This is a genomic window from Massilia suwonensis (assembly GCF_042655665.1).
Classification (GTDB): Bacteria; Pseudomonadota; Gammaproteobacteria; order Burkholderiales; family Burkholderiaceae_D; genus Telluria; species Telluria suwonensis.
Window position 1 is genome coordinate 1147706 of sequence record NZ_JBHSMR010000013.1, and the last position, 22065, is coordinate 1169770.

20 protein-coding genes and 7 tRNA genes are annotated in these 22065 nt (G+C 65.5%); 8 read left to right on the plus strand and 19 right to left on the minus strand.

Annotated features, from left to right (window positions below):
* The first annotated feature begins 28 nt into the window (after positions 1-28).
* A complete protein-coding gene (locus tag ACFPQ5_RS13105) occupies positions 29-775 on the plus strand; it encodes a FadR/GntR family transcriptional regulator (RefSeq protein ID WP_379756101.1) in 747 nt (248 codons plus the stop codon).
* Positions 776-936: 161 nt separating this feature from the next.
* Here ACFPQ5_RS13105 and ACFPQ5_RS13110 read toward each other — a convergent pair whose 3' ends face one another.
* From ACFPQ5_RS13110 to ACFPQ5_RS13130, 5 genes are all read right to left on the minus strand, one after another.
* Positions 937-1266, minus strand: a complete 330-nt coding sequence (locus tag ACFPQ5_RS13110; protein WP_379756104.1) for a four-helix bundle copper-binding protein — start codon at positions 1264-1266, stop codon at positions 937-939.
* Between the two features lie 59 nt (positions 1267-1325).
* Positions 1326-2633 carry an MFS transporter gene (locus ACFPQ5_RS13115; RefSeq protein ID WP_379756107.1) on the minus strand — a complete coding sequence of 436 codons (1308 nt, stop codon included), beginning with the start codon at positions 2631-2633 and terminating at the stop codon, positions 1326-1328.
* Between the two features lie 128 nt (positions 2634-2761).
* On the minus strand, positions 2762-3604 hold the full coding sequence (locus tag ACFPQ5_RS13120) for a class II aldolase/adducin family protein (RefSeq protein ID WP_379756110.1): 843 nt from the start codon (positions 3602-3604) through the stop codon (positions 2762-2764).
* A 32-nt stretch (positions 3605-3636) separates the two neighbouring features.
* On the minus strand, positions 3637-4632 hold the full coding sequence (locus ACFPQ5_RS13125; protein WP_379760107.1) for a PDR/VanB family oxidoreductase: 996 nt from the start codon (positions 4630-4632) through the stop codon (positions 3637-3639).
* Between the two features lie 31 nt (positions 4633-4663).
* Positions 4664-6205 (minus strand): Rieske 2Fe-2S domain-containing protein, encoded by a 1542-nt coding sequence (locus tag ACFPQ5_RS13130; RefSeq protein WP_379756113.1) that lies wholly within the window; start codon positions 6203-6205, stop codon positions 4664-4666.
* Positions 6206-6395: 190 nt separating this feature from the next.
* Here ACFPQ5_RS13130 and ACFPQ5_RS13135 point away from each other — a divergent pair, with 190 nt between their 5' ends.
* Together ACFPQ5_RS13135 and ACFPQ5_RS13140 are read left to right on the plus strand one after the other, a co-directional pair.
* Positions 6396-7103 carry a GntR family transcriptional regulator gene (locus tag ACFPQ5_RS13135; protein ID WP_379756116.1) on the plus strand — a complete coding sequence of 236 codons (708 nt, stop codon included), beginning with the start codon at positions 6396-6398 and terminating at the stop codon, positions 7101-7103.
* Positions 7104-7195: 92 nt separating this feature from the next.
* On the plus strand, positions 7196-8320 hold the full coding sequence (locus ACFPQ5_RS13140; protein WP_379756119.1) for an MFS transporter: 1125 nt from the start codon (positions 7196-7198) through the stop codon (positions 8318-8320).
* Here ACFPQ5_RS13140 and ACFPQ5_RS13145 read toward each other — a convergent pair.
* From ACFPQ5_RS13145 to ACFPQ5_RS13155, 3 genes are read right to left on the minus strand one after another with little or no spacing between them, the layout of a single operon-like run.
* The gene (locus ACFPQ5_RS13145; RefSeq protein WP_379756122.1) at positions 8310-8522 is read right to left on the minus strand and encodes a DUF2783 domain-containing protein; all 213 of its coding nucleotides are present in this window, start codon (positions 8520-8522) and stop codon (positions 8310-8312) included. The two genes, ACFPQ5_RS13140 and ACFPQ5_RS13145, sit on opposite strands and share 11 nt — an antisense overlap.
* The gene (locus tag ACFPQ5_RS13150; RefSeq protein WP_379756125.1) at positions 8519-10213 is read right to left on the minus strand and encodes an FAD-dependent oxidoreductase; all 1695 of its coding nucleotides are present in this window, start codon (positions 10211-10213) and stop codon (positions 8519-8521) included. The genes ACFPQ5_RS13145 and ACFPQ5_RS13150 overlap by 4 nt, the downstream gene beginning before the upstream one ends.
* Before the next feature lie 17 nt (positions 10214-10230).
* On the minus strand, positions 10231-11193 hold the full coding sequence (locus tag ACFPQ5_RS13155) for an MBL fold metallo-hydrolase (RefSeq protein WP_379756128.1): 963 nt from the start codon (positions 11191-11193) through the stop codon (positions 10231-10233).
* Positions 11194-11284: 91 nt separating this feature from the next.
* Between ACFPQ5_RS13155 and ACFPQ5_RS13160 the strand changes: the two genes are divergently transcribed.
* The gene (locus ACFPQ5_RS13160) at positions 11285-12220 is read left to right on the plus strand and encodes a LysR family transcriptional regulator (RefSeq protein WP_379756131.1); all 936 of its coding nucleotides are present in this window, start codon (positions 11285-11287) and stop codon (positions 12218-12220) included.
* Between the two features lie 68 nt (positions 12221-12288).
* The gene (locus ACFPQ5_RS13165; protein ID WP_379756134.1) at positions 12289-12516 is read left to right on the plus strand and encodes a hypothetical protein; all 228 of its coding nucleotides are present in this window, start codon (positions 12289-12291) and stop codon (positions 12514-12516) included.
* Positions 12517-12519: 3 nt separating this feature from the next.
* Here the strand turns inward: ACFPQ5_RS13165 and ACFPQ5_RS13170 are convergent, their stop codons facing one another.
* A complete protein-coding gene (locus tag ACFPQ5_RS13170; protein ID WP_379756137.1) occupies positions 12520-13422 on the minus strand; it encodes a LysR family transcriptional regulator in 903 nt (300 codons plus the stop codon).
* Between the two features lie 106 nt (positions 13423-13528).
* Between ACFPQ5_RS13170 and hmgA the strand changes: the two genes are divergently transcribed.
* The 3 genes from hmgA to ACFPQ5_RS13185 all read left to right on the plus strand — a co-directional run bounded on the left by hmgA (position 13529) and on the right by ACFPQ5_RS13185 (position 17683).
* Positions 13529-14839, plus strand: coding sequence for a homogentisate 1,2-dioxygenase (gene hmgA, locus ACFPQ5_RS13175; RefSeq protein ID WP_379756140.1), 1311 nt, complete (start codon positions 13529-13531; stop codon positions 14837-14839).
* Positions 14836-16137 (plus strand): fumarylacetoacetase, encoded by a 1302-nt coding sequence (gene fahA / locus ACFPQ5_RS13180; protein WP_379756143.1) that lies wholly within the window; start codon positions 14836-14838, stop codon positions 16135-16137. The genes hmgA and fahA overlap by 4 nt, the downstream gene beginning before the upstream one ends.
* Positions 16138-16369: 232 nt before the next feature.
* Entirely contained in the window at positions 16370-17683 is a 1314-nt protein-coding gene (locus ACFPQ5_RS13185) for an MFS transporter (RefSeq protein ID WP_379756146.1), read from the plus strand.
* Between the two features lie 65 nt (positions 17684-17748).
* Here the strand turns inward: ACFPQ5_RS13185 and ACFPQ5_RS13190 are convergent.
* The 10 genes from ACFPQ5_RS13190 to uvrC form a co-directional block, all read right to left on the minus strand.
* Positions 17749-17823 (minus strand) — tRNA-Cys (locus ACFPQ5_RS13190).
* 147 nt (positions 17824-17970) lie between these two features.
* Positions 17971-18042, minus strand: a tRNA-Cys gene (locus ACFPQ5_RS13195).
* 66 nt (positions 18043-18108) lie between these two features.
* Positions 18109-18360 carry a hypothetical protein gene (locus ACFPQ5_RS13200; RefSeq protein WP_379756149.1) on the minus strand — a complete coding sequence of 84 codons (252 nt, stop codon included), beginning with the start codon at positions 18358-18360 and terminating at the stop codon, positions 18109-18111.
* Between the two features lie 73 nt (positions 18361-18433).
* Positions 18434-18507, minus strand: a tRNA-Cys gene (locus ACFPQ5_RS13205).
* Between the two features lie 77 nt (positions 18508-18584).
* Positions 18585-18660 (minus strand) — tRNA-Gly (locus ACFPQ5_RS13210).
* 29 nt (positions 18661-18689) lie between these two features.
* A tRNA-Gly gene (locus tag ACFPQ5_RS13215) sits at positions 18690-18765 on the minus strand.
* Positions 18766-18805: 40 nt separating this feature from the next.
* A tRNA-Gly gene (locus tag ACFPQ5_RS13220) sits at positions 18806-18881 on the minus strand.
* A 76-nt stretch (positions 18882-18957) separates the two neighbouring features.
* Positions 18958-19033 (minus strand) — tRNA-Gly (locus ACFPQ5_RS13225).
* Between the two features lie 89 nt (positions 19034-19122).
* Positions 19123-19701 carry a CDP-diacylglycerol--glycerol-3-phosphate 3-phosphatidyltransferase gene (gene pgsA / locus ACFPQ5_RS13230; RefSeq protein WP_379756152.1) on the minus strand — a complete coding sequence of 193 codons (579 nt, stop codon included), beginning with the start codon at positions 19699-19701 and terminating at the stop codon, positions 19123-19125.
* A 273-nt stretch (positions 19702-19974) separates the two neighbouring features.
* Positions 19975-21807, minus strand: a complete 1833-nt coding sequence (uvrC, locus tag ACFPQ5_RS13235) for an excinuclease ABC subunit UvrC (RefSeq protein ID WP_379760109.1) — start codon at positions 21805-21807, stop codon at positions 19975-19977.
* Between the last annotated feature and the right edge of the window lie 258 nt (positions 21808-22065).

The following is a 22065-nucleotide window of genomic DNA, read 5'->3' on the forward strand; positions in this document are numbered from 1 at the left end:
TCGCCGACATAAAACTTAGGCTGACCCGATGAACCAGATCGCCCCGCTCCCTTCGCTCGAACGTCCCACCCTGTCGGCCCAGGTGGCGCGCCACCTGCTCGCCCTCGTCAACGACCGCCAGCTGCGGCCGGGCGACACGGTGCCGAGCGAAGTGCAGATCGGCCTGGAGCTGAAGGTCAGCCGCGGCAGCGTGCGCGAAGCCTACCGCACGCTGGCGGCGCTCGGCATCCTCGAGATCGAGGGCGGACGCAAGCCGCGCCTGAAAGCCATCGACCCGCACGTGCTGGCGCAGGTGTTCGACTATGCGCTGATGACCTCCCAGGTCAGCGTGGCCCACGTGATCGAGACCCGGCGCGCGATCGAATTGCAGACCGCCCAGCTGGCCGCGCGCTACGCCACGCCGGAACAGCGCAAGACCCTGCGCGAGCTGGTGGCGCAGATGCGCTCGGCCGGTTCCGACCACGCGCGGCGCGTGGCCTGCGACACCGCGATCCACACGGTGATCGCGGAAGCGAGCGGCAATCCCCTCAACAGCATCCTGTTGGCGGCTCTGCGCACGCCGGTGGAAGCTTCCTCGGCCATCCACTTCGACGACCGCCGCAGCGAGAGCGAGCTGATTCGCGTGATCGACGCCCACGAAGCCGTGGTCGACCGCATCTGCGCCGGCGATGCGATGGGCGCGGTGTCGGCCATGTCCTATCACTTCGACATGTCGATCCTGCACGTCACCCGCCGCGAGGCGGGCGACGAGCCGCTGGCCGTCGGCGCGAATTGATCGGGGTCGCGCCCTCGTACCTGTAGGGTGGAGTCCTGACTCCACGCGTTTTCACCGCGCGCACACCGGCGCCTCACCTCACGAACGAAGTCCAAGCTTGGCGATACCCCTGAACAAACGGAGCGAACGCGTGGAGTCAGGACTCCACCCTACGTGCAGATTCAGGCAGCCATCGCGCGGCAGGCCTCGGCGCAGCGCCGGCAAGCGGCGGCGCACTGCTGGCAATGGTCGGCATCGTGCTTGCCGCACTCCTCCGCACAAGCCGCGCAGACTTCGGCGCACAAACGGCACAGCTCACGCGCGAAGCGGCTGCCGCGCGCCATGTAGCCGGCCGCCAGGCGGCACAGCTGGGAACAATCCATATCCAGCGCAATGCAGCCGGCCATCATCTTGACGTCGTCTTCCTGCAGGCAGGAAGCCGCGCAGTGATCGCAAGCGGCGGCGCAGGCGTTGCAGGCGTCGATACAGTCCTGGAAGCGGGTCGTATCCATGGTCTCTCCTCAATGGTGATCCTCAAGGGTACCTGCATGCCTGCGCCGGGCGGCGCACGCTACTTGCGGTTGACGAGCTTGGCCGGCACCGTAAATACCAGCACGCTGCCGACCACCAGGCATACCGCCAGCACCAGCACGCCGCTGTTGGTACTGCTGGTGACGGTTTTCACGACGCCCAGCAGGTAGGGCGCGATCAGGCCCGAGACGCTGCCGACCGAGTTGGCGATCGCGATGCCGGCTGCCGCCGCCGCGCCGCTGAGGATGGCGGGCGGCAGGGTCCAGAATTGCGAGATCGTCGTCATGATGCCCATCGTCGCCAGCGTCAGCGCCAGCATCGCTACCGGCGTGTTGTCGGCATAGGCGACGCTCCAGGCCAGGCCCACGGCGCCGGCGATGCCTGCCAGGGCGAGGTGCCAGCGGCGTTCGTGGCGCGCGTCCGAACTGCGGCCGGTGAGGATCATCGCCAGGGTCGCGAACGCGTAGGGGATCATGGTCAGCAGGCCGATGTCGAGCGGATCCGACACACCGCTGGCCTTGACGATCGAAGGGAGCCAGAAGCTGACGCCGTACAGGCCCATCGTGAAGAACAGGTAGATCACGCTCAGCAGCCAGACCAGCGGCTTGGTGAAGCCGTCGCGCAGCGAATGCTGCTTGCCGTGCTGGTCCTTGCTCAACTCCTGCTCGAGGATGCCCTTCTGGCGCTCGGTCAGCCATTTGGCGTCCGCGATGCGGTCATTCAGGAAGAAGTAGGCGACGATGCCCAGGATGACGGTGGGGATCGCTTCCAGCACGAACAGCCACTGCCACGACGCCATGCCCTGCACGTTGTCCATCCTGGCCATGATGAAGCCCGAGAGCGGGCCGCCGATCACGCCCGACATCGGAATCCCGGTCAGGAACAGCGCGGTCACCTTGCCGCACTTGGAGGCCGGGAACCAGTAGGTCAAATACAGCAGGATCGCCGGAATGAAGCCCGCTTCGGCCACGCCCAGCAGGAAGCGCAGGATGTAGAAGCTGGTCGGCGTCGTCACGAACATCATCGCGCCGGAGATCAGGCCCCAGGTGACCATGATGCGGGCGATCCAGATGCGCGCGCCGACCTTCAGCATGATCAGGTTGCTCGGCACCTCGAACAGCAGGTAGCCGACGAAAAAGACCCCGGCCCCCAGGCCGTAGACGGCTTCGCTGAAACCGAGGTCGCTCATCATCTTGAGCTTGGCGAAGCCGACGTTCACCCGGTCGAGATAGGCGAAGACGTAGCAGATGAATAGAAAGGGCAGTAGCCGCCATGTGACCTTGGCATAGGCGGCAGCCGCCTCGTCACGGGTGGCGGCGCCACCGACCAGCGTAGTTGTGCTTAACATTGTTTGTCTCCTGATGGTTGTCGGACTCGCCGGGTTGGCGCGGCAGCCACTGCCGCTTCCCGGTCTGGCGTCCTGAATGGCCGCTTGTGACGGCCTGGAACAATGCGGTGAAGCGTGGGGCGTGCTCCTTAGTCGAACATGTCCGGTTGGGTCTTGGAGAGCTGGTCCCAGATGGTCTGGAAATGCAGCCAGCCGATGTATTCGCTGCCGACGTGCTCGCGGCTGTAGCGCGAACGGTCCGGCGGCACCATCACCGGCTTGATGCCGGTCGCCTCGACCAGCAGCTGCTGCTGGCAGCAGCGTTCGAGCGCGATGAACCAGAAGGCGGCCGACTCGATGCTGTGGCGGCTGGCCGTGAGCAGGCCGTGGTTCTGGTGAATGGCCGCCTTGACGTCCTTGAACCAGTCGCACACCGACAGGCCCGCCTTTTCCTCGACCGCGACCTGGCCCGCCTCGTCCTTGATGACGATGTGGTCCTCGAAGAAGGCGGCGGCGTCCTGGCTGATCGGGTCGAGCGGACGTCCGAGCGCGGCAAAGGCGGTGCCGTAGACCGTGTGGGCGTGACACATCGCCATGATGTCCGGATGCGCCTCGTGCACGGCCGCATGCAGCACGAAGCCGGCGCGGTTGATCGCATAGTCGCCCTCGACCACCCTGCCCTTGTGGTCGGCCAGGATCAGGTTCGATACCTTCACTTGCGAGAAATGCACGCACATCGGATTGGTCCAGTACAGCTCCGGATGCTCCGGATCGCGCACCGTCAGGTGGCCGGCGAAGCCGTAGTCGTAGCCCTGCTGTGCGAACGCGCGGCAGGCGGCGACCAGGCGTTCCTTGCGGTGGCGGCGCTCTTCCTCAAAAGTGGCGAAGGCCGGGATCTGCGGGAAGATCACGCCTTCCTGCTTCGGGTAATAGATCGAACGCTGCGCGTCCTGCTGCAGGGCGCTCGGCGTGTGTTTTACTTTGTCCAGCATGTTGGTCTCCTCAGGGTATGCAATTGAATGGGCTACAGGTCGAGCACCAGGGTGCCGCTCGTTGCGCGCGATACGCAGGCGGTCAGCCACTGTCCTCGTTCACCGTCGTCCAGGATGTAGTCGCGGTGGTCGACCTCGCCCTCCAGGAAGCGGATCTTGCAGGTCGCGCACAGGCCGGCCTGGCAGGAGGTCTCGATGTGGACGCCGGCTTCTTCCAGCACGTCGGCGATGCTGCGCTCGGCCGGCACTTCGAGCAGCGCGCCGGTACTGGCGATCTTCACCATGAAGCTGCCGGGTGCGATTGCGTCAAGCGCAGCGGGCGGCGGCTCGGGCGCCTTGAAGTGCTCGAAGTGCACGGTGCCCGCCGGCCAGTGGCTGGAGGCCTCGGCGCAGGCTTTCATGAAGCCGCCCGGGCCGCAGTAGAACAGGTGGGTGTCCTCGCCGGCCGTGCGCAGCAAGCCGGCGATGTCGAGCCCCCGGGCCGGGTCGCCATGGTCGAAATGGAAGTGCAGCTTGCCGTGCTCCCAGCTTGATTCAAGCTGCTCGCGGAAGGCGACGCAGCCGGCGTTCCTGGCGCAGTAGTGCAGTTCGAAAGGCACGCCGGTCGCTTCCAGCGCATGCGCCATCGATTTCAGCGGCGTCATGCCGATGCCGCCGGCGAGCAGGATCACCTTCTTCGCCGCGGGCGCCAGCTTGAAATTGTTGCGTGGGGCGCTGACGGTGACGATGTCCTGCACCCGCAGAGAGTCGTGCAGGGCCTTCGAGCCGCCGCGCCCCTTCTCGTCGCGCAGCACCGCGATCACGTAGCGGTGGCGCTCCATCGGCGAATTGCAGAGCGAGTACTGGCGCACGATGCCATTGGCGAGATGGATGTCGATGTGGGCGCCGGCCGTGAAGGGCGCCAGTTCTCCGCCCTCCGGGTCGGTCAGCTCGTACGAGTTGATCCCGCTGGCCTCGTAACGGATCTGGCGCACCACCAGCAACAGGTTCGTCTGCGGGCGGCTGACGCCGATAAAGGTCTGGTTCATTTCCATGTCTGTCTCCTGCTCGGCCAGTGCATCAGCTCTTGGTCGATTGTTCGAGCTCGTCGAAGCGGCGGCGCACGAAAGCGGCGCGCTCGTCGCCCTTGAGCTGCTCGCTCTCGGTGAGGATGGCCACGATCTGGCGCGTCACGTGGCGGCGGCGCTTCACCTCTTCTTCGACCGTCGCGCCTTCCGGCACTTCCAGCACGTTGCCGGAGCAGTAGCTGTTCGGCGCGGCGCCGTTTTCGCGCAGCCATGCGGCGAACTGCTCGGGGCCGGCGGCCGGATTGGTGCCGCGCACGGCGTCGCGCAGCATCTTGCGGAACTGGAAAACGCCGGCGTCGAACTTGGTCGGGTTTTCCAGTGCGTGCACCGCGATCGGACGCTGGCTGATGATGGCTTCGTAGTCGCCCGGCGCGTACTGGCACTCCTTGTAGTTTTCGCGGGCGCGGTGGTCGCTCGGGATCGGCGGCAGGTCTTCCAGCTTGTATTTTCCGAAGCGCTCGGGGCGGCGCATCGCGACCTGCCCTTCGAGGAAGTCGATGGTCTCGTAGCCGACCATCTCCTTGTTGCCGACGCCGCGGGTGTCGATGCCGGGACCCATCACGCGCCAGCCGATCATCTTGCTGTTGACGTCGTCGACCGGCACGGTCCATCGCACGATGTGGAAGCGCGAGAACAGCTTTTTATTGGAACCGTCTTCCGAGGTATAGGCGTGCAGGCTCAGGTTCGGCAGCACCTGGTGCTGGACGCGCACGAAGAGCTTGTCCTTGTTCACGCGGCGCGCGCCGGCACAGGCCAGGCCGCGGCCGCCGTGGATCGGGATGAACTGCATGTCGGGCGCCACTTCCATCGAGGCTGCGCCGACCTCGTCGAAGGTCGTGCCCTGGAACTGCTTGTTGACGACGTTCTTGGCCGAGTGCAGCGCGGTCGGGTGGAAGTTGTCGGCCGCGTTGTCCTGCACCTGCAGCCAGTTACAGTGCTGGAAGTTACTGTAGGGGACAAGCTCGTCGCCTTCGGCCACGGTGAAGTTGCCCTCCCACTCGGGGAAAGGCGGCTCTTCTTCCGGCGGCCCCATATAGGCGAACACCAGGCCGTTGCGCTCGAAGGCCTTATAGGCGCCCTGCTTGATCGAGCAGGCGTACTTCTCGCCTTCCTTCTCCTCGCCTTTCGGGAAAGGCACGTGCAGGCAGGTGCCGTCGATGTCGAACACCATGCCGTGGTAGCAGCACATGATGCCCTTGTCCTGGATCGCGCCGTATTCGAGCGAGGCGCCGCGGTGCACGCAGTGCGCATGCAGCAGGCCGACGCGTCCCGAGCCGTCGCGGAAGGCGACCAGTTCCTCGCCCAGGATCTTGAGGAAGTGCGGCGTGTCGGTGAGCTCCAGCGACATGCAGACCGGATGCCAGAAGCGGCGCATGTACTCGCCCATCGGCGTGCCGGGACCGACCTCGGTCAGCTCGGGATCGTGGCCGGGCACCTTGTTGGTGTGGTAGCCGCCGAAGGGGATCAGCTTCTTGACGACAGGCTGGGCGGCGGCTTGGCTTGCGACTTCGGCGGTCTTGTCTCGGGTGTTCATGGTGTCTCCTCTGGTATCGATTGGCTGCGGCTTTCTGTGTTCGGTATTCTGTATACAGAGTTCATTCTTCGCCGGTTCGGAATGAATGTCAAGCGTTTTCCTGAAACCTGTCCGCACGTCCGCGGCGAACTCGACACGGCAAAATTGACTTCGTTGCCATTCGACGTATACTGAATACAAAGGTGAAACCATGCTGACCAAACTCTCGAAAATTCAGGTACGTCCCGATCTGGTCGACGAGGTCTACAAGACCCTGCTCGACGCCATCAGCGACGGCTCGCTGCCGCCGGGCACCCGCATCACGCAGGAAGAGATCGCCGAGCAGATGAACGTATCGCGCTCGCCCGTCCTGCAGGCGCTGCGGCTATTGAAGAAGGATGGTCTGGTCCAGGACGCGCCCGGCCGCGGCCTGCTCGTGGCCGAACTCGATCCGGAATGGATCGGCAACCTGTACCAGGTGCGCGGCGCCCTCGACACCCTGGCCGCCAAGCTCGCCGCGGAACGCAAGGCCGACATCGGCGCCGACATCATCGCGGCCGGCCGGCGCGCCGCGCGCGGCAAGGACGTCAAGGCGATGGTCGAGGCGGACATCGCCTTTCACAGCGCGATCTACCGCGCCTCGGGCAACCCGCTGATTTTCGAGACGACCCAGCTGCACTGGGTCCACCTGCGCCGCGTGATGGGCGCCGTGCTGCAGTCCGCAGGCCAGCGCGAAGCGATCTGGGACGAGCATGAGACGATCGCCAAGGCGATCAAGGCGGGGGACGTGAAGCTGGCGGTGAAGCTGACGGACGGCCACGCGGTGCTGGCGCGGCAAAACCTGGTGGCGCGCCTGAACGAAGTGCTGGGCAGCGATGCCCCGACAGACAAGCAGCGCGCGCAGCGCCGCGCTTCCTGACTCTTCAGCGCGCTGGCGCACGGCCGGCGGCGCGCGGCGCCCGGCGAAACCTGTTATCGTCGCGGGCTCCGCGTTCCCTTCCTGGAGCCGTCTTGCAGCACACCCCTTCGCAACACCGCTGGTCCACCCGTTTCGCCTTTCTCGCGGCCGGCATCGCCATGTCGGCCTGGGCCGCCCTCGTCCCCTTCGCCAAGGCGCGTTTGCAGCTGGAAGAAGCGCAGCTCGGCCTCCTGCTGCTGTGCCTGGGCGTCGGCTCGCTGGCCGCCATGCCGCTCACCGGCATGCTGGCCTCGCGCTTCGGCTGCCGTCCCGTGATCCTGTGTTCGGGCGCCGTCGGCTGCCTGGTGCTGCCCTTGCTGGCGCTGGCGCCGACGCCGCTGCTGCAGGGCCTTGCGCTGCTGGTCTTCGGCGCGCTCGACGTGGCGATGAACATCCAGGCGATGATCGTCGAAAAGGAACAAGGCGGCGCGCTGATGTCGGGCTTTCACGGCCTGTTCAGCGTGGGCGGCTTCGCCGGCGCGGGCGGGATGGCGCTGCTGCTGGGAGTGGGCATGTCGCCCCTTCTTGCGTGCGGCGTCGTGGCGGCGCTGGCCGCGGCGGCGCTCGTACTGGCCGCGCCGCATCTGCTGCGCACGGCGCCGGCCGCGGAGCGCGACGCACCGTTTTTCGTCATGCCGCACGGCGCCGTGATCCTGATCGGCCTGCTGTGCTTCCTGATCTTCCTCGCCGAAGGTGCGGTGCTCGACTGGAGCGCCGTGTTTCTCACCGGCGTGACCGGACTGGCGGCCGACCTGGGCGGGCTTGGCTACGCGGTGTTTGCGGTGGCGATGACGGCCGGACGCCTCACGGGTGACCGCGTCGTGCGGCGCTGGGGCGGCATGCGCGTGCTACTGATCGGCGGCCTGGCTACCGCCGCCGGCTTCTTCACCGTGGTGCTGGCGCCCTTGCCGGCCATGGCCCTGCTGGGCTTCCTGCTGGTCGGGATCGGTGCCTCGAACATCGTGCCGGTACTGTTCACTGCGGCCGGCAAGCAGAAGGACATGCCGGTGGGCCTGGCTGTCAGTGCAATCACGACCATCGGCTACGCCGGCATCCTGGCCGGCCCCGCGCTGATCGGCTTCATCTCGCACGCGGTAGGCCTGCACCTGGCGTTTGCCGGGCTGGGTGTCGCCGCCCTGCTGGTGGCGGGCAGTTCGCGCCTGCTGGCTACGCGCTAGCCGGGGCGACGTTGGCGCGCGCGATGGCGAAGGCTTCGCGCAGCACGGCCAGGTCGCCGATGTGGTTCGACAGCAGCAGCACCAGCTGGGCGTTGAGCATGCCGCTTTGCTCGTTGCTCAGGTCCTGGTGGGTATCGACCAGCAGCTCATAGAACGCGTCTGGCTCGGCAACGTTAGGTTCGACGTTCAATCGGGCGTTCATGCATGCTCCATCTGAAGGACGGGTTGTTCGATCGCGCGCGGTGCGGCTGTGTTACTAGTAGCGCGGGCCACGGCGGCGCGCACGGCCTGGACGTTGAAGCTGCGCCAGCGCGCGCACACGTGCTGGTCGGGACGCAGCAGGTAATAACTGCCCGGCGTCGCGTCGAAGCGCGCCGCGAACAGGCCTTCGGCGTCTTCCAGCATGCCGGGGCCGCCCTGCCCTTGCGCCGCGATGACCAGCGTCTTCACCGGGATCGCCTCGCCAGCCAGTGCCGCCGCCTGCGCCGCCACCTCGGCATCGCGCACGCTGCCGGCGAAATAGATGCCGGTGAAGTCGCCGCCCGTGTGGCGCAGCAGCCAGTCGCGCTGGCCCGCGTTCAGCAGCGGCGCATCCGCGGCCGGTGCGCCGGGACGCATCGCTTGCGCGAAGCCGTCGAGGTCCGGCGTGTTCAGCGCCGAGTCGGCATAGGTCGAAGGCATCGACAGGCGGCCGCTGTTGACCAGCTTGCGGGCGAAGGGTTGCTCCTTTGCCAGCTGCAGCACGGCGTCGCGGAACATGCGGCTGGCGTCGCTCTTGGGCGTGATGAAGTCGGTGGCGCGGGTCGAGTTCAGGATGTTCTCGTCGGCCGCGACTTCACGTTCCTTCGCATAGCTGTCGAGCAGCGCGTCCGGGGCCTTGCCTTCGACCACCAGGCGCAGCTTCCAGGCCAGGTTGTCCGCATCCTGCACGCCGCTGTTGGCGCCGCGGGCGCCGAAGGGCGAGACGCCGTGGGCCGAATCGCCCGCGAACAGCACGCGGCCGTGGCGGAAGTCGTCCATGCGCAGGCAGCAGAAGGTGTAGATGCTGACCCACTCGAGTTCGAACTGGGCGTCTTCGCCCAGCAGGGCCTTGATGCGCGGGATGACGCGTTCGGGCGCCTTCTCCGCTACCGGATCGGCGTCCCAGCCGAGCTGGAAGTCGATGCGCCAGATGTTGTCAGGCTGGCGGTGCAGCAGCACCGACTGGCCGCGGTGGAAAGGCGGATCGAACCAGAACCAGCGCTCGGCCGGGAAGTCCGCCGTCATCTTGACGTCGGCGATCAGGAAACGGTCGCGGAAGCTGCGGCCGTGGCTTTCCAGGCCGAGCAGGCCGCGCACCGTGCTGCGGCCGCCGTCGGCGGCAACCACATAAGCCGCTTCCAGCACGTACTCGCCTTCCGGCGTCTCCACCGTCAGCGCTACGTGGCCGGGGTGCTGGACCAGGCCGGTCACACGCGAACGCCAGCGCAGGTCGAGATTCGGCAGTTCCTGCGCCCTGTCGTGCAGGTAGCCTTCGACGTAGTACTGCTGCAGGTTGACGAAGGCCGGACGCTGGTGGCCCTCTTCGGGCAGCAGGTCGAAGTTGTAGACCTCCTCGTCGCGGTGGAAGATGCGGCCGACGTGCCAGCTGACGCCTTTATCCGCCATGCGCTGGCCGCAGCCGAGGCGGTCGAAGACTTCCAGCGTGCGCTTGGCGAAGCAGATGGCGCGCGAGCCGGCGGAGAGTTTGTTGTCGTCGTCGAGCAGAACGACCGGCACGCCGCCTTGCGCCAGGTCGATCGCGGTGGCGAGGCCGACCGGGCCGGCGCCGACCACGACCACCGGGTGGCGCTGGTGCTCTTGCCCGCTGCCCGGCCTGTACGCGAATTCGCAGCGTTGGTAATCGATGTCCATGATCGCGCCCTGCCCCGTCAAGCCTGCAGCGAGTGCCACATTTCCTGGTCGCGCTCCGCGGTCCAGATGCGCGGATGCTTGATGCCCTTGGCTTCGTCGTAGGCGCGCGTCACGTCGAAAGGCAGGCAGTGCTCGTAGATGAAGACCTGGCTGAACTTCGGGTCCATCTTGCTGCGCACGTGGACCATGGCTTCCTTCAGCGTCATCTGCGCGGCCACCGCTTCCTTCGCGCTGGAGAGCAGCGTGGTGACGAAATCCTTGGTGTAGTCGATGCCTTCGTTGACCTGCTGCGGCGTCACCAGCGCTTCGCCGCGGCCGGGCACCAGCTTCTCGGCGCCGAGCGCGCGCAGCGCTTCCAGCGTGGCCGGCCATTCTTCCAGCTGGGCGTCGCCGGTGTAGGCGGCCGCGCCGTATTCGACCAAATCTCCCGAGAAGCAGATCTTCTGCGACGGGATCCAGGCGATGGTGTCGCCCTTGGTGTGGCCCATGCCGATGTGGGCGAGCTTGACTTCGAGCTTGCCCATGAAGATGGTCATCTCCTTCTCGAAGACCATGGTCGGCCAGGACAGGCCCGGCACCGATTCGACGCCGGCGAACAGGCGCGGGAAGCGCTCGATCTCCGACTTCATGTCCTGCTCGCCGCGCTCGACGATCAGCTCGTAGGTGCCGCGCGAGGCGATGATCTGCTCGGCGCCTTCCTCGAAGTAGGCCGAGGCGCCCAGCACGCGCACGGCGTGGTAGTGCGACAGCACGACATACTTGATCGGCAGGTCGGTGACGCTGCGGATGTGCTTGATGAGCGATTGCGCCATCAGCGGAGTCGCCGTGGTGTCGATCACCATCACGCTGTCGTCGCCGATGATCACGCCCGAGTTCGGGTCGCCTTCGGCCGTGTAGGCATAGGCATTGTCGGACAGCTTGATGAAGCTGGTCTTCTTTTCTTCCAGGTCGGCCTGGGATGCGAATTTTTTCTCTGCCACGATTGTCTCCTCGGTTTTGGACTGCGATGTCGATAGGCAGACGATACGAGCTCGCGTATTATCTGACAATCATCATTCATCGATAGCGTGTATGAATAAGGTACATAACGCGGGGCTGGACAGCAATCTGGATCTGAACCTGCTGCCTGTTTTCGATACCTTGGTGCGAGTGCGCAACGTCAGCCGCGCCGCCGAAGAGCTGGACATGTCGCAGAGCGCGGTGAGCCACGCGCTGAAACGGCTGCGCAGCTTCTTCGGCGATCCGCTGTTCCTGAAAACCGGCAGCGGCATGCAGCCGACGCCGCGCGCGCTGGAACTGGTCGCGCCGGTGCAGGCGGTGATGGAGACGGTGCGCGGCGAGCTGCTGGTGCGCGAGGGTTTCGATGCCGCCACCGCGCGGCGCAGCTTCGGCCTCTGCCTCACCGACATGGGCGAGCTGATCTTCCTGCCGCGCCTGATCGCCCAGCTGCGCCGCGCCGCGCCCGGCTGCACGCTGCGCACGCTGCAGGTGCCCGTGCAGCAGATCGGGACCATGCTGGAAAGCGGCGAGGCGGACCTGGCGCTCGGCTCCCTGCACTCGGTGCCGGATGGCCTGTTCCAGCAGCAGCTGTTCGCGCGTTCCTTCGTCACCATCGTCAACCGCGGCAACCGGGCCATCGGCGAAACGCTCACGCGCGAGCGGTTCTTCGCGCTGGAGCACATCGTGGTCTCGCTCTCCGGCCGCATCGAGGACGCCTACGACGCCGTCATCGACCAAGGCAACGAGCCGCGCCGCATCTACCTGACGACGCCGCACTTCCTGACGGTCCCGATGATCATCGAGCAGAACCCGGACCTGATCGCCACCGTGCCGCGCGAGCTGGCGACCAAGTTCGCGACCTATAAAAGCATCCGCATGGTCGAGACGCCGGTGAGCGTGCCGCCCTTCGGCATCCGCCAGTTCTGGCATCCGCGCTTCCAGCACGATGCGGCGAATATCTGGCTGCGCAAGCTGGTCAAGGAGACCTTCGATACCGATGTCGAGTAAAGCGGCGAAGCGTGCGTCTTTGCGGGGCATTCTTCAGTAAGATCGTCTCAACACATTAAGGAGATGCCATGCCACGAGGAGCCAGTCCGCGCCGCGAGCGCGAAGCCAAGAAACTCGAACGCAAGTTCAAGAAGGAGAAGCGCTACAAGGGCCGCGAGGATGAAGTCGCGGCGCGCATCGTCAACAAGCAGCGGGCCAAGGCCGGCGAGACGAAGACGGCGCACAAGCGCCCGCACCGGACGACGGCGCGGCGCAAGCACCGCACGCGTCACGCCACGCGCAGCGCCAAGAAATAAGGCCTATTCCGCGAACAGTTCCACGATCAGGGCGCGCAGCCAGCGGTTGCCCTCGTCCTGGTTGTAGCGCCGGTGCCAGAAGACGTTGGTCTGCAACGGCGTAAGCGCCAGCGGCGAATCGACGTACTGCAGCCCGAAAGGCGCGGCGGCGCGTTCGGCCAGCTTTTGCGGCACCGCCGCCACCAGCTCGGTCGTGCCGAGGATGTAGGGCACGGCGGCGAAATGCGGCACGCTGGTTGCCGTGCCGAGCGCGATGCCGGCTTGTCCCAGCGCCTCGTTGATCTTGTCGTAGGGGCTTTCCATGGCCGTCACCAGCAGGTGACGCGCCGCCACCAGGCGTTCGAGCGTCAGCTCGCCCTCACCTAGTGGGTGGCCGCGCCGGAACATGCACACATGGCTCTGGCGGAACAGGCGGCGCTGGTACAGCACCGCCGGGGCGTCCTCGAAGGCGCCGATCGCCGCATCCACCCTCCCCGCTTCCAGCTCCGCGCGCAGGTCGACCTGGCCGGCGCGCACCGATGCGATATCGACGCCGGGCGCACGTTCGGCGCAGGCTGCCGCCAGCAGCGGCATGAAATACAGCTCGCCGACGTCGGTCATGGCGAGCGTGAAGCGCCGGCGGCTGTGGGCCGGATCGAAAGGCGCGTCGGGCTGGAAGGCCTGCTCGATCTGGGCCAGCGCCGCGGCCACCGGCTCGGCCATGCGCTGGGCGTAGGGCGTGGGCTGCATGCCCTCCAGCGTGCGCACGAAGAGCTCGTCGCCGGTCGTGCGCCGCAGCCGCGCGAGGGCATTGCTGACGGCGGATTGGGTCACTTTCAGGCGCTTGGCGGCGTTCGAGATCTGCCGCTCGCGGAAGACTTCGTGGAAGACCAGCAGCAGGTTCAGGTCCAGTTCGCGCAAGTCCATGGTCAGCTTTATTTACGTTAGAAATACTTAGAATTTTTCTATTTATATCGCAAAAGTCGGCGCGCTGCACTACATTGTCCTGAAACCGTCCTTTCAGGAGACAAGCGTGACCACCAATCTCGACCACCCCGGCTACCAGTCCGGCTTCGGCAACGAGTTCGCGACCGAGGCCCTGCCTGGCGCCCTGCCCGCGCACCAGAACTCGCCCCAGCGCGCACCTTACGGCCTGTATGCCGAGCAGGTGTCGGGCACCGCCTTCACCGCGCCGCGCGCCCACAACCGGCGCTCCTGGCTGTACCGCATCCGCCCGGCCGCGATGCACCAGCCGTTCCGCCAGATCGACAACGGCCGCATCGTCAGCCGCTTCGACGAGGTCGCCGCGCCGCCGAACCAGCTGCGCTGGGATCCGCTGCCGATGCCGGATGCGCCAACCGACTTCGTCGACGGTCTGGTGACGATGGCGGGTAATGGCTCTCCGCTGGCGCAGACGGGCTGCGCGATTCACCTCTACGCCGCGAACCAGTCGATGACGGATCGCTTCTTCTACAGCGCCGACGGCGAGCTGCTGATCGTGCCGCAGCAGGGCCGCCTGTCGATCGCGACCGAACTCGGCGTGCTCGACATCGAAGCGCAGGAGATCGCGGTAGTCCCGCGCGGCATCCGCTTTCAGGTCCGCCTGCCTGACGGCGCGGCGCGCGGCTACGTCTGCGAAAACTTCGGCGCGCTGCTGCGCCTGCCGGACATGGGCCCCATCGGCTCGAACGGCCTGGCCAATCCACGCGACTTCCTGACGCCGCGCGCTTCGTATGAAGACCGTGAAGGCGACTTCGAACTGGTCGCCAAATTCGGCGGCAACCTCTGGAGCGCGAAGATCGGCCACTCGCCGCTCGACGTCGTCGCCTGGCACGGCAACTACGCGCCTTATAAATACGACCTGCGTCACTTCAATACCATCGGCTCGATCAGCTACGACCATCCGGACCCGTCGATCTTCCTCGTGCTGCAGGCGCCTTCCGATACGCCGGGCGTGGACACGCTCGACTTCGTGATCTTCCCGCCGCGCTGGCTCGCCGCCGAAGACACCTTCCGCCCGCCCTGGTTCCACCGCAACGTGGCCAGCGAATTCATGGGCCTGATCGAGGGGCAGTACGACGCCAAGTCCGAGGGCTTCCGTCCGGGCGGCGCCAGCCTGCACAATTGCATGAGCGGGCACGGACCGGATGCGCCGACCTTCGACAAGGCGAGCAATGCCGACACCAGCGTGCCGCACAAGGTCGACGCGACGATGGCCTTCATGTTCGAGACGCGCGACATGATCTGCCCCACGGCCCACGCGCTCTCTTCGCCCCAGCTGCAGCCGGCGTACTACCAGTGCTGGCAGGGCTTCCATAAACACTTCACCCGGAACAAGGCATGAGCACGCAACTGAACGAAACCCACGATCCATCCTTGACCAGCTGGGTCGATTCCGCCAACGGCGGTGGGTCCGATTTCCCGATCCAGAACCTGCCCTTCTGCGTGTTCCGCCGGCGCGGCAGCAGCGAGGCCTACCGCGGCGGCGTGGCGATCGGCGACCAGGTCGTCGACCTGGCGGCGCTGGGCGACGCTTTCGCTGGCGCCGCGCGTACGGCCCTGCAACTGGCGGCGCGCGAGCAGTTGAACGGCTTGATGGACGCCGGTCCCGCCGCCTGGTCGGCGCTGCGCCTGGCGCTGTCGCGCTTCCTGCGCAGCGATGCGCCGGCGCGGCCGGACGTATTGATCGCGCAGGCCGATGCCGAGTACGCGGTGCCGGCACAAATCGGCGACTACACCGACTTCTATACCTCGATCCACCACGCGACCTCGGTCGGCAAGCTGTTCCGCCCCGACGAGCCGCTGCTGCCGAACTACAAATGGGTGCCGATCGGTTACCACGGCCGCTCCTCGACCATCGGCGTATCCGGCCGCGATTTCCGCCGGCCGCGCGGGCAGACCCGTTCAAGCTCCGGCAACGAGCCGCAGTTCGGTGCCAGCCGCCGCCTCGACTACGAACTGGAAGTGGGCATTTTTGTCGGCGGCGGCAATGCGCAGGGCGACTCTATCGAGGCCGGCCAGGCCGAGGAGCACGTGTTCGGCCTGTGCCTGCTGAACGACTGGTCGGCGCGCGACATCCAGGCCTGGGAGTACCAGCCGCTCGGCCCCTTCCTGTCGAAGAATTTCGCGACCACGATCTCGCCCTGGATCGTCACGCTGGAAGCGCTGGCGCCCTATCGCGCCGCCTGGCAGCGCGACGCTGCCGATCCGCAGCCGCTGCCCTACCTCGACTATCCGGCGCTGCGTGCTGAGGGCGCGTTCGACATCGAGCTCGAGGTGCTGATCGAGACCGAGGGCATGCGCCGTGAAGGTGTCGCGCCGGCGCGCATCTCGCAGTCGAACTTCCGCCATTCGTACTGGAGCGTGGCCCAGCTGGTGGCGCACCACACGGTCAACGGCTGCGCGCTGCGTGCGGGCGATTTGCTTGGCTCGGGCACGCAATCGGGACCGGATGCGCGCGAAGCCGGTTCGCTGCTGGAACTGAGCGCGGGAGGCAAGCAGCCTTTAAGCCTGCCGAACGGCGAGCAGCGCGTGTTCCTGGAAGACGGCGACCGGATCGTGATGCGGGGCTGGGCGGCGCGCGATGGCCGCCCGCGGATCGGCTTCGGCGAGGTGGCGGGGACAGTGCTGCCGGCGCGTTAATCGGGTTCGAAAAGCACGAAAGCACCGGGCGACGTTGGCGCGTCACCCGGTGCTTTCGCACGTCGATCGTATTCATAGTGCTGCATATACGCTATGAACGGCATTCATAGTAACTATGATCTTGCCGTAATTGTCATCGCAATCAAGCCTCCCTACGATGGTGCAAAGCGGATCGATCAGCGATCCCGCAACCGGCATCAAGACCGACATCGCAACCCTCGTGGAGACAAGCATGCAAGCATCCCTCAACGTCGAGGCGCCGCCGCGCGCCCTCGCATCCGACGATTCCGACGCCGCCCTGTACCGCAAGGTCTCGCTGCGCATCATCCCCTTCCTGTTCGTCTGCTACGTGGTCTCCTTCCTGGACCGCATCAACATCGGCTTCGCCCAGCTGCAGATGAAGCAGGACCTCGGCTTTTCCGACGCCATGTACGGCCTGGGCGCGGCCGTGTTCTACGTCGGCTACGTGCTGTTCGAAGTGCCGAGCAACCTGCTGCTGGCGAAATACGGCGCGCGCAAGACCTTTGTGCGCATCATGCTGCTCTGGGGCGCGGCCTCGGTGGCGATGATGGGCGTGTCGACGCCGACCCAGTTCTACGTGCTGCGCTTCTTCCTCGGCGTATTCGAGGCCGGCTTCTTCCCTGGCATCGTGCTGTACCTGACTTACTGGTATCCCTCGCTGCGGCGCGCCTCGGTGCTCTCCTTCTTCTTCGCCGGCGTCGCGGTGGCCGGTGTGCTGGGCGGCCTGGTGTCGGGCTGGATCATGCGCGACATGGCCGGCGTGCTGGGCATGAAGGGCTGGCAGTGGATGTTCGTGCTGGAAGGCTCGCCGGCGCTGCTGCTGGCCGCGATCGCCTGCTTCTGGCTGGACGACAAACCGGAGGGCGCGCGCTGGCTCGATCGCGGCGAAAAGGCGCGCCTGGCCGCCAACCTGGCCGACGAGACGCCGGCGCAGCACGGACAGCCCGCCGGCAAGGCATCGTACTTCACCAACCCGCGCGTCTACCTGTTCGCCCTCATTTACTTTTCGCTGACCTGCGCCTCGCTGACCCTGAGCTTCTGGATGCCGCTGATGATCCGTGACTTCGGCGTGAAGGACGTGGTGATGGTGAGCCTGTACTCGGTGATCCCGAACGCGATCGGCGCGGTGGCCGTGATCCTGGTCGCGCGCCAGGCCGACCGCAGGGCGGCGCACCGGGGCTTCTTCTGCGCCTGCACGGTGGGCGGCGCGCTGGCCCTGTCGGCCCTGACGCTGCACCCGGGCAGCCTGGCGGCGGCGCTAGCCTTGCTGTCGATGGCCACCGCCCTGATCTTCTCGGCGCTGCCGATCTTCTGGGCGATCCCGACGCGCTACCTGGCGCAGGGGGACCGCGCCGGCGGCATCGCCATGATCAGCAGCGTCGGCATCACCAGCGGCATCGCCGGTCCGTGGGCCATCGGGCAGATCAAGACGGCGACAGGCAGCATGGACAATGCCTTGTATCTGCTGGGCGCCCTGCTGGTGCTGAGCGCGGTGGCCCTGCTGGCGGCGATGCGGCGCCGCTGATGGCCGTGGATGGAGGCCCGAAAAAAAAGCAAAATCGCCTGCGAGAGGCGATTTTGGCTGGTGTGTGGAGGCGAGGACGGGAGTCGAACACCGTCTCGACGGCTTTGCAGGCCGTTGCATAACCACTTTGCTACCTCGCCATGGGTTCTATAGTACGCCTGCTGAGCCGTCTGCTTATGTGGCACATTAACGAAAAACGAATAAGCTTAGGTAAAGGGCGACTTTCCTGGATTGAGGGGCCAGAAAAGCAAAATCGCCTTCGAGAGGCGATTTTGGCTGGTGTCTGAAGGCGAGGACGGGAGTCGAACACCGTCTGGGCGGCTTTGCAGGCCGCTGCATAACCACTTTGCTACCTCGCCATGGGTTCTATAGTACGACTGCTGGGCTGGCGGCTTATGTGCTACCTCAACGGAAAACGAATAAGTTCAGATGAACGGCCAGCTTAGCTTGCGCCTCACATGCAGCACCGAGCGCGTGGCCACGTAGGCGATCGCGAAGCCGAAGGCGAGGATGCAGCGCAGGTCGCCCATGGCGGCCAGGAAGACGCCGGCGACGGTGGACACGGCCACCAGCACCATCAGTGCCAGCTCGATGCTGAGGAAAAAGGTGGAGGCGTCGCGCCAGACCCGCAGCGCCAGGGCGCGGGCTTCCTTGAGGGTGTGGATGTCGTGACCCATGGTCGAGTTTGCAATCTTGAACGGAGCCCGGAAAAAGCAAAATCGCCTTCGAGAGGCGATTTTGGCTTTGTTCTGGAGGCGAGGACGGGAGTCGAACCCGTCTAGACGGCTTTGCAGGCCGCTGCATAACCGCTTTGCTACCTCGCCAGAGTATGTCGTATCGCTGCTGAGCCGGCGGGTTATTTGCCGCATCAACAGGAGAAGAAAAGTCTTCTCTGAATTCTTGGAGCGGGAGAAGAGTCTCGAACTCTCGACCTCAACCTTGGCAAGGTTGCGCTCTACCAACTGAGCTACTCCCGCTTAGGAGTTACTGCTATGACACGCCTTAATGGAGCGGGAGAAGAGTCTCGAACTCTCGACCTCAACCTTGGCAAGGTTGCGCTCTACCAACTGAGCTACTCCCGCACGGAGTGTGTTTCTTACCTACTTAAGCTGCTTCCGAACATGGAGCGGGAGAAGAGTCTCGAACTCTCGACCTCAACCTTGGCAAGGTTGCGCTCTACCAACTGAGCTACTCCCGCATGCTGGAAACATCGATTATCGCAGAAATTGTTTCAACTTCCAAGACAACCCGTTACTACCGACTGCTGCAAACGTTGGAGCGGGAGAAGAGTCTCGAACTCTCGACCTCAACCTTGGCAAGGTTGCGCTCTACCAACTGAGCTACTCCCGCTTTGTCTGTCGTTTGCTGCGATGTCTGTCGCAACAGGCAAGCATTATAGATGATCTGATCCGTACGTCAAGGATGACAGAGAAGTAATCTTACAAATTCCCGCCTTTTTCCTTAATGACCGGCCACGCGCGGCGCAGGTAGTAAAACATCGACCATACCGTCAGCACGCCGGCGACCCACAGCAGGATCTCGCCCCAGAAGTGGGTGTCGATGCCGAGGATGCGGTCATGGAAGAGCAGCATCGGGATCGCGGCCATCTGGGCGGCGGTCTTCACTTTGCCCAGCGAGCTCACCGCCACCGACTTGCGCGCGCCGATTTCGGCCATCCATTCGCGCAGGGCCGAGATCGTGATTTCGCGGCCGATGATGATGAAGGCGATCACGGCATCCACGCGCTGCAGCTGGATCAGGATCAGGAGGGCGCCGGCCACCATCAGCTTGTCGGCGACCGGATCGAGGAAGGCGCCGAAGGCCGAGGTCTGGTTCCAGCGGCGGGCCAGGAAGCCGTCGAACCAGTCGGTGACTGCTGCGATGATGAAGACGAGGGTCGCTGCCAGGTTCTGGTCTGCATGGGGCAGCCACTGTGCGGGGAGGTAGTAGACGCCGACAACGAGGGGGATGAGTGCTACACGTAACCAGGTCAGGAGAATCGGGATGTTGAAAGGCATAAGGGCGTGAACTGGCTTACCGTTAAAAAAGCGTGCGCCGCTAGTCTACATGGGTATTGCTTTTTAAACCAGTTGAGCTCGGCAGGGCGATAGCGGCAGGAGACGCGTTCACGATGGGATGGCGCTGTACCGCGTGGAGTCGGGACTCCACCCTACGTGCGCCGGAGTGCTGACGTACCGATCGCATTTCGCGATCGTAGGGTGGAGTCCCGACTCCACGCGTTTACGCCGCCGGAACAAAGCCGGCGGCGATCCCGCCCCGCAGGCCAGCGTTCAGTGCAGCTGCCGGTAAATTTCCTCAGCCAGCGCCGTCGAAATACCCTCCACGCTGCACAGATCCTCGACGCTCGCATCGATCACCCCGCGCAGCCCACCGAAGCGGGCCAGCAGGCGCTGGCGGCGCTTGGCGCCGATGCCTTCGATTTCTTCCAGGCGCGAAGCCTGGCGCGCCTTGGCGCGCTTGGCGCGCATGCCGGTGATGGCGAAGCGGTGCGCCTCGTCGCGGATCAGGGCCACCAGCATCAACGCGGCCGATTCCTTGCCCAGTTCCTGCGCCGTGCGGCCGTCGGCGAAGATCAGGGTTTCGAGGCCGACGCGGCGCCCTTCCCCCTTGGCCACGCCGACGATCAGGCCGATATCCAGGCCCAGCTCGCTGAACACCTGGCGCGCCATCTCGACTTGCCCCTTGCCGCCGTCGACCAGCACGACGTCGGGCATGACGCCCTCGCCGCCCGCGACCTTCTCGTAGCGGCGCATCAAGACCTGGCGCATGGCCGCATAGTCGTCGCCCGGCGTGATGCCGTTGATGTTGTAGCGCCGGTATTCCGAGTTCTGCATCGCGTGGTGGTGGAACACCACGCAGGATGCCTGGGTCGCCTCCCCTGCCGTGTGGCTGATGTCGAAGCATTCGATGCGCAAGGTTTCGAGGTCGGTCGCGTCAAGCGACAAGGCCTCGGCCAGCGCGCGCGTACGCGACTGCTGCGACCCTTGTTCAGACAGCAGACGCGCCAGAGAGATCTCCGCACCCTTTTGAGCGAGCTCAAGCCACTGGCGGCGCTGGCCCTGCGGCTGGAAGATCAGGTTGATGCGGTGGCCGCACTGCTCGGTCAGCGCCATCATCAGTTCCGGCTGGTCGAACTCGATGTTCAGGATCAGGCAGTTCGGCACGAACTTGTCGGTGTAGTGCTGGACCAGGAAGGCGGCCAGCACTTCGCATTCGATCGAACCCTCGGTCAGCGCCTCGCCGACCTGGGTCGGGAAGTAGGCGCGGTCGCCCAGGTGGCGCCCGCCGCGCACCATGGCCAGGTTGACGCAGGCGCGCCCGCCCTGCACCACCACGGCGATGACGTCGACGTCGGCGTCGCCCGTCGTTTCCATGCTCTGCTGGTGCAGCACGCGCGAGAGCGACTGGATCTGGTTGCGCACGCCGGCGGCCTGCTCGAACATCAGTTTTTCCGCAAAACCCTGCATCTTGTGCTGCAGGTCTTCCATCACCTCGGTCTGGCGTCCGCGCAGGAACTTCGCGGCGTTCTCGACGTCCAGCCTGTACTCTTCCTTGTCGATCAGGTTCACGCACGGCCCGCTGCAGCGGCCGATCTGGTGCAGCAGGCAGGGACGCGTGCGGTTGGCATACACGCTGTCCTCGCAGGTGCGCAGCATGAAGACCTTCTGCAGGATCTGGATCGATTCCTTCACAGCCCAGGCGCTCGGGAAAGGCCCGAAGTACTGGTTCTTCTTGTCCAAGGCGCCCCGGTAATAGGCCATGCGCGGGAAGTCGCCGCCCGTGATTTTTAGATACGGATAGCTTTTATCGTCGCGGAAGAGGATGTTGTAGCGCGGCTTCAAAGCCTTGATCAGGTTGTTTTCCAGGATCAGGGCTTCGGCTTCGCTGTGCGTGACCGTCGTTTCCAGGTGCGCGATCTGCGAGACCATCATCGCGATGCGCGGGCTCGACAAATTCTTCTGGAAATAGCTCGACACGCGGTTCTTCAGGTTGCGCGCCTTGCCGACGTAGAGCACGTTCTGGTTGGCGTCGAAGTAGCGGTACACGCCCGGCAGGCCGGGCAGTTTGGCGACGGTGGCCAGCACCTGTTCGCGCGCCGACATGCTCGGCTTCACCGGCGCGGCGGCATCGTCGCGCAGGGTGGCCGTCAATTCTTCCTTCATCACTTGCCGCGAATCGGGACGCGGGCGCGGCTCGGCCTTAGCTTTACGGGCGCGGACCGGCTTGTCTTCCACCGGATGAGGCGCCGGCATCGCTGCGCCGCCTGCGGCGACATAGGAGACGGGCGCCTCCGCCACATGGTCGGGGACGGCGTTGTCAGGCGCCGGATTCTGCGGCAGCTCGGGGGATTGCACTTCCTT

What these genes read in the sequence shown, in the direction of transcription:
- ACFPQ5_RS13120 (WP_379756110.1), bottom strand. Translation starts at nt 3,604, where the DNA reads ATGCTGGACAAAGTAAAACACACGCCGAGCGCCCTGCAGCAGGACGCG.
- pgsA (WP_379756152.1), bottom strand. Translation starts at nt 19,701, where the DNA reads ATGCCTTTCAACATCCCGATTCTCCTGACCTGGTTACGTGTAGCACTC.
- ACFPQ5_RS13150 (WP_379756125.1), bottom strand. Translation starts at nt 10,213, where the DNA reads ATGGACATCGATTACCAACGCTGCGAATTCGCGTACAGGCCGGGCAGC.
- ACFPQ5_RS13135 (WP_379756116.1), top strand. Translation starts at nt 6,396, where the DNA reads ATGCTGACCAAACTCTCGAAAATTCAGGTACGTCCCGATCTGGTCGAC.
- ACFPQ5_RS13165 (WP_379756134.1), top strand. Translation starts at nt 12,289, where the DNA reads ATGCCACGAGGAGCCAGTCCGCGCCGCGAGCGCGAAGCCAAGAAACTC.
- uvrC (WP_379760109.1), bottom strand. Translation starts at nt 21,807, where the DNA reads ATGTCGGCGCGCGAACAGGTGCTGGCCACCGTCGCCAAACTGCCCGGC.
- ACFPQ5_RS13125 (WP_379760107.1), bottom strand. Translation starts at nt 4,632, where the DNA reads ATGAACCAGACCTTTATCGGCGTCAGCCGCCCGCAGACGAACCTGTTG.
- ACFPQ5_RS13105 (WP_379756101.1), top strand. Translation starts at nt 29, where the DNA reads ATGAACCAGATCGCCCCGCTCCCTTCGCTCGAACGTCCCACCCTGTCG.
- ACFPQ5_RS13130 (WP_379756113.1), bottom strand. Translation starts at nt 6,205, where the DNA reads ATGAACACCCGAGACAAGACCGCCGAAGTCGCAAGCCAAGCCGCCGCC.
- ACFPQ5_RS13160 (WP_379756131.1), top strand. Translation starts at nt 11,285, where the DNA reads ATGAATAAGGTACATAACGCGGGGCTGGACAGCAATCTGGATCTGAAC.
- fahA (WP_379756143.1), top strand. Translation starts at nt 14,836, where the DNA reads ATGAGCACGCAACTGAACGAAACCCACGATCCATCCTTGACCAGCTGG.
- ACFPQ5_RS13110 (WP_379756104.1), bottom strand. Translation starts at nt 1,266, where the DNA reads ATGGATACGACCCGCTTCCAGGACTGTATCGACGCCTGCAACGCCTGC.
- ACFPQ5_RS13115 (WP_379756107.1), bottom strand. Translation starts at nt 2,633, where the DNA reads ATGTTAAGCACAACTACGCTGGTCGGTGGCGCCGCCACCCGTGACGAG.
- ACFPQ5_RS13145 (WP_379756122.1), bottom strand. Translation starts at nt 8,522, where the DNA reads ATGAACGCCCGATTGAACGTCGAACCTAACGTTGCCGAGCCAGACGCG.
- ACFPQ5_RS13200 (WP_379756149.1), bottom strand. Translation starts at nt 18,360, where the DNA reads ATGGGTCACGACATCCACACCCTCAAGGAAGCCCGCGCCCTGGCGCTG.
- ACFPQ5_RS13185 (WP_379756146.1), top strand. Translation starts at nt 16,370, where the DNA reads ATGCAAGCATCCCTCAACGTCGAGGCGCCGCCGCGCGCCCTCGCATCC.
- ACFPQ5_RS13170 (WP_379756137.1), bottom strand. Translation starts at nt 13,422, where the DNA reads ATGGACTTGCGCGAACTGGACCTGAACCTGCTGCTGGTCTTCCACGAA.